Origin of the sequence: Bartonella sp. MR90HLJMH (genome assembly GCF_042194115.1) — a bacterium.
Classification (GTDB): Bacteria; Pseudomonadota; Alphaproteobacteria; order Rhizobiales; family Rhizobiaceae; genus Bartonella; species Bartonella grahamii.
The window spans coordinates 1-5,257 of the sequence record NZ_JBHIMM010000023.1 but is presented as its reverse complement, the minus strand read 5'-3'; the positions used below and the strand labels follow the sequence as shown (position 1 = coordinate 5,257).

Annotated in this window: 4 protein-coding genes; all 4 read left to right on the top strand. The window is 37.2% G+C overall.

Annotation, left to right across the window (positions count from 1 at the left end; all coding sequences use genetic code 11):
• On the top strand, positions 1–571 hold a 571-nt coding region (locus tag ACFIJ9_RS08505), incomplete at its 5' end, for an ABC transporter substrate-binding protein (RefSeq protein ID WP_375636742.1).
• Positions 572–974: 403 nt separating this feature from the next.
• Positions 975–2,405, top strand: a complete 1,431-nt coding sequence (gene xseA, locus ACFIJ9_RS08500; RefSeq protein ID WP_375636740.1) for an exodeoxyribonuclease VII large subunit — start codon at positions 975–977, stop codon at positions 2,403–2,405.
• On the top strand, positions 2,383–3,009 hold the full coding sequence (locus ACFIJ9_RS08495; RefSeq protein ID WP_375636738.1) for a DNA-3-methyladenine glycosylase I: 627 nt from the start codon (positions 2,383–2,385) through the stop codon (positions 3,007–3,009). Before xseA ends, ACFIJ9_RS08495 begins: the two co-directional genes overlap by 23 nt.
• Positions 3,010–4,635: 1,626 nt before the next feature.
• Positions 4,636–5,257, top strand: a 622-nt coding sequence (locus ACFIJ9_RS08490) for an ABC transporter substrate-binding protein (protein ID WP_375636736.1), incomplete at its 3' end; no start/stop codon positions are given.

Sequence of the window (5,257 nt, the reverse complement as noted above, 5' to 3'; positions counted from 1 at the left end):
ACAACCCTTTAAACTTGATCTCCAAAAAGCAAAGGAACTTTTAACAGAGGCAGGTTATCCGGATGGTTTTGAGGCCAGTATTTTTGCTGGTACTTCTCCTTATCCTTTTGCTTTGCCTATTGCTCAGTCCCTTCAAGACAATGCAAAAAAGGTTGGGGTACGTTTTAAAATTGAACGTTTTGTGGGCACGCAGTTATTTTCAAAACTATCTGCACGTACTTTTGATACGATTTTTTTCGGATGGAATAATGATTCTGCGGATCCTCATACAATGGCTTCACGCCTTATTTACAATCCTGATAATCGGCTTGAGGCTAAAAATACAGGCTATGCGAGTTGGTGCCATGGGTATTTGGACGAAACTATGAATCAAAAGGTTCAAGATGCGTTGTTTCAAAAAGATCCCAAAAAACGGGCGCAAATGTATGCTGATTTGCAACGTGAATTTATGCAGAAAGGACCTTATGCTTTTATCTATCAGACGTATCACACAATAGCGATGACACCTGATGTCAAAAAATGGGTTTGGAATAGTGCCCCACGTATTTTTTATAGTGCAATTGAAAAATAAGAAGGTATCAGGTTTATAAAATATAAAAAACATGATCATGATATATTTGATGTATTGCAAAGCTCTTTAACACTTTGCAATACGTTGAATTTTATCGGGAATGGATTACTATGTTGTGTAGAGAATTTTATTTCAGGAATTCTTATGAAAGATGTGTTTGTGTGGATGTTAAGATTGAATATTTTAACTTCTATTGATACGGCTTTCGGATGGAATAATAACTTTGGAGATCCCCATACAACGGCTCCAAGCTTTTTTTATAACTCGGATAATCGGTTTGAAATTCAAAATATAAGCTTGTTCTAGCCGGTGTTATGGGTATTTTGATGAAGCTATAAATAAAAATTTTAAAGATTGTGTTGTTTCAAAAAGTTTCACAGAAACGGGCGTAAAGAATTGAAAAATGGTAAGGTTGTTTAGTGAAAAAACAGGTATAACAAATGTGGCAGAATTTACTGTTTCCGAAATAGCAGGAGCTCTAAAGCGTGTTGTTGAAGAAAAGTTTGGTTATGTACGGGTGCGTGGGGAGATATCAGGTTACCGTGGTACTCATGCTTCGGGACATGCTTATTTTGCTTTAAAAGATGATAAGGCACGGTTGGAAGCTGTTATTTGGCGTGGAGTGATGGAAAAGCTCAAATTTCCTCCTGAAGAAGGGATGGAAGTGGTTGCTGTTGGTAAACTTACAACTTATCCAGGATCATCGAAATATCAAATTGTCATTGAGGCTCTTGAACCAACGGGGGTTGGTGCTTTGATGACACTTCTTGAAAATCGTAAGAAAAAGTTTGTGGAAGAAGGCTTATTTGATGAAGCAAAGAAAAAACCTTTGCCTTATATGCCTCGAATTATAGGCGTTGTCACATCACCAACAGGTGCTGTTATTCGTGATATTATTCATCGTATATCCGATCGTTTTCCGTTACATATTTTGGTTTGGCCTGTACGTGTTCAGGGGGAAACAAGTGGGAGAGAGGTAGCTGTTGCTGTTGAAGGTTTTAATGCTCTTGCTCTAGGAGGACTTATTCCAAAACCTGATCTTATTATTGTTGCACGAGGAGGGGGAAGTTTAGAAGATTTGTGGGGGTTTAATGATGAAGCTGTTGTTCGTGCTGTTTATGCTTCTGCTCTTCCCGTTATTTCTGCTGTTGGGCATGAAACGGACTGGACTTTGATTGATTATGTCGCTGATTGGCGTGCTCCAACTCCTACAGGAGCTGCAGAAAAGGCTGTTCCCGTTAAGCTTGATCTTGAAGTGTGTGTTGCGTCTCTTGGGGCACGTTTGCGCAAGGGACTTGTACGTTCTTTTGATTTTCATCAACAAAAGTTGCGTGCAGCCAGACGTGGTCTTCCCACTGTCGACCAACTTTTTGCTCTACCACGGCGTGGTTTTGATGAAATTTCAAATCGATTACAGCGTGCTCTTTGTGTGAGCTACGATAAAAAATGTTTTTCTTTTCATACTCTTCGTTTACGTCTTTCGCTACGTTTGTTAAATAGTGAAAAAGCACAACGCAATACAAAGGAATATACGGCGCGCCTTCATCGTGCTTTTGTGCGTAGTGTGGAAAAACAACGTGCCCAAATGGAGCTTGCATTCAGACTTTTAAAAAGCACTTCTTATCAGAATATTTTAGAGCGTGGTTTTGTTTTGGCTTTGGGGCAAGATAATAAGCCCGTTAAACGGTTGACTCAGTTTCCTGAAACAGGGCAAATAAATTTACGCTTTTTTGATGGTGATATCAGTGTTGCAATACAAGAACCTATTTTTTCTAAACGTTCAAAACACAAGCAGATAAAGCCGCCAAACGATGATCAAGGAACTCTCTTTTAATACGGTTAATGCCATGCTTGCGGAAGGTCTTCTTAAGGGAGTGGATGGAAAAGTTCGTTGCGCATGGGCTGGAACGGATCCACTTTATTGTGCTTATCATGATAACGAATGGGGAAAACCTGTTTTTGAGGATATCTGTTTGTTTGAAAAAATTTGTCTTGAAGGTTTCCAAGCGGGGCTTTCTTGGTTTACAATTTTAAAAAAACGCTCTTTTTTTCGCATTGCATTTGATCACTTTGACTTTGAAAAGATTGCTCATTATGATGAGCTAAAGGTGCAAATGTTAATGCAGAATAAAGACATTGTTCGCCATCAAAGAAAAATTCAATCAGTGCTTAATAATGCACTTAGAGCACAGGAAATTATAACAGAGTGGGGGAGCTTGTCCCGCTATTTTTGGTCTTTTCAGCCACCACAATCAGAGCGTTATGAAAAGATAGACTTTCAAACACTGTCGGCTCATCCTACAACCCCTGCTTCTCTTCGTCTTTCTCAAGACTTGAAGAAACGTGGCTGGACATTTATTGGTCCCACAATTTGTTATGCTTTTATGCAGTCCGTAGGGATTGTTAATGATCATCTTGAAGGATGTTTTTGTCGATAAATTAGCCAACGTTCTTTTGTAAGGGTAATGATCAATAGGATAATAATTGAATTGTTTAATAAATGTATAGATTATACAACTCCACTGTATAAGATAATTAAAATATATAAACTATACAATATCAACGATTTCCTACTATTGTTGGCACTCAAAACGATAAAGGTATAATTTTGAGGATGAAAAAATAGATGCAAAAAGGAGTGATACCTTAACTGTCATGTATCTGAAGTTAGATAATGGTAATGTCTTGTATGTTTTAAAGAAACATCTAGTGTATCAAAGCCCATTTTGCGACGCAGCCCATGAATGGTATAATAGTCAATCCATTGTGCACTCCATCTTCACGCTTATGACGGAGCAAATCGGCACCATCACACACTTTACGAGCGTTCAATGTTGTGCAACAGTCTTTGGCATTTGAAATGGTTCAGAAGAGGTGTTTTTATTTCTGTTAATAGACATGACCGTTATAATAAGTAATGAATATTTTATTCATGTTTATTGACGAATGCAAAGTGGTTTTTAGAGGGCGTGCTGTTGTTGCATTGTTATATTTTACTTTGGTTGTATGGTAGTTGGTTTATTTGTGTGTAGGTCGATTGTCCAATACTTACCTAGGCAATAAAAATAAAATGCAGCGATGAAAAATTAAAGTTAAATGACTCAAGCTGCTTGTGTTGGGTTTTATTATCTGATAGTTTTCTCTTATTAGAGAGTGATCTTGCCGCGTGTGCGCTCCATTTTTGGGAAGGTGATTAAGCTCAGGCAGGCTTGTATCCACTACATTGCTTAGTTGAATCTCTGTATGTTTCTGCTGGAAACAAGAGTTTTGTTGCAGTATGTTGTTTTCTGTTCTATTTTTATAGTGGTAAAGCAATGATGCGCACTAAAGTTTAGAAGGGTTCATATTCGTTATGTCTTTGGGGGGTAGTCTGATGAATTTTGTTTTTATCAATAGAGAAGTGCATTTTAGTGTGTATTCTTTTATTGCAAGCTTTATCTCTCAAAAGACAAAGCTTGGAAGGGGTGATTATTCTCATTGTTTCTTTGTTTTTGTTAACGTGTTTGGTTTTGTTGGTAAAAACGTAAAGCTTTTGACACTTGGTTTTCAAAAGATTAAGCAGATTTTTGTGGGGGGGGGTAGAGTTTTAGAAAAGATCTTTTCTTATGCCTTTCTGCTATTTTAGTGCAGTTTTGATCATGTAGTAAAGATGCACCGCATCTTGAAATTGAGTGTTTGAGGAGAATGACGATTTTTAAAGTTTGCATATTTTATTTTAAATACCGCCTAAAGGAATAGAATGGTGAATTCATAAATTTTTGCGCAATGATTTTTTTAAAAGCTTACCATTTTGGGGGCTACAAGGCTTATCGTTTTGATGATTAATGGGGCTGGTATACGGCATTATCGTATGCAAAGAAAGGTTATGAAAGAATGTGATACTGGTTAGCAAAACATATATTTCATGTTCGCTATGGTTTGATTGAGATGTAAGTCAATGAATTTATAAAGTAGATGACTCTGTATAGGCGATTAGAATGTATTTGTTCAATGTGTATAATTATAAATTTGCCATGTTATTTCAGCGTCATTAATTAATAAAAAATAAATAAAGGGAAACGTTTATGAACTCGAAGAAAACAATATTGAAAAGTAGCAGCTCTCTTGTTGCTGCTCTTGTGGCACTGGGAGTAGTTGTACAACAGGTTTCAGCAAAAACACCGGCTAATACTCTTGTGATGGCTTGGAATCTTGATGCAATCAGTACATTTGATCCTGCCCAAAGCAATGATGTTTATGCAAGTGAAATTATTGGAAATGTTTGTGATAATTTGGTCAGTACTGCGACAGATGATCCAACAAAAATAGTTCCGTCTTTAGCAACTCATTGGGATGTTTCAGGTGATGATCACAGTACGGTGATTACCTTTCATTTGCGTGATGGTTTAAAGTTTAACGATGGTAGATCAGCCAATGCCAATGATCTTGTTTGGGGTATGAAGCGGATTGTCAAATTGCAGATGGCTAATGCAGCAATTTTTAATGAATATGGAATTACAGAACAAAATGTTAATGATGCTTTGCAAGCTGTTGATGAGAAAACAGTGGTGATGAAATTTGATAAGCCTTATCCAGCAGAGCTCATTCTGAATAATGTTGTTGCGAGTCGTGCAACAGCTTTGCTTGATCGTAAGACGATCATGAAACACGAAAAAAATGGTGATTTGGGAAATCAGTATTTGAAAA

Excerpts from the sequence above, each read along its gene's own strand:
- xseA (WP_375636740.1), top strand. The coding sequence starts at position 975 with ATGGTAAGGTTGTTTAGTGAAAAAACAGGTATAACAAATGTGGCAGAA.
- ACFIJ9_RS08495 (WP_375636738.1), top strand. The coding sequence starts at position 2,383 with ATGATCAAGGAACTCTCTTTTAATACGGTTAATGCCATGCTTGCGGAA.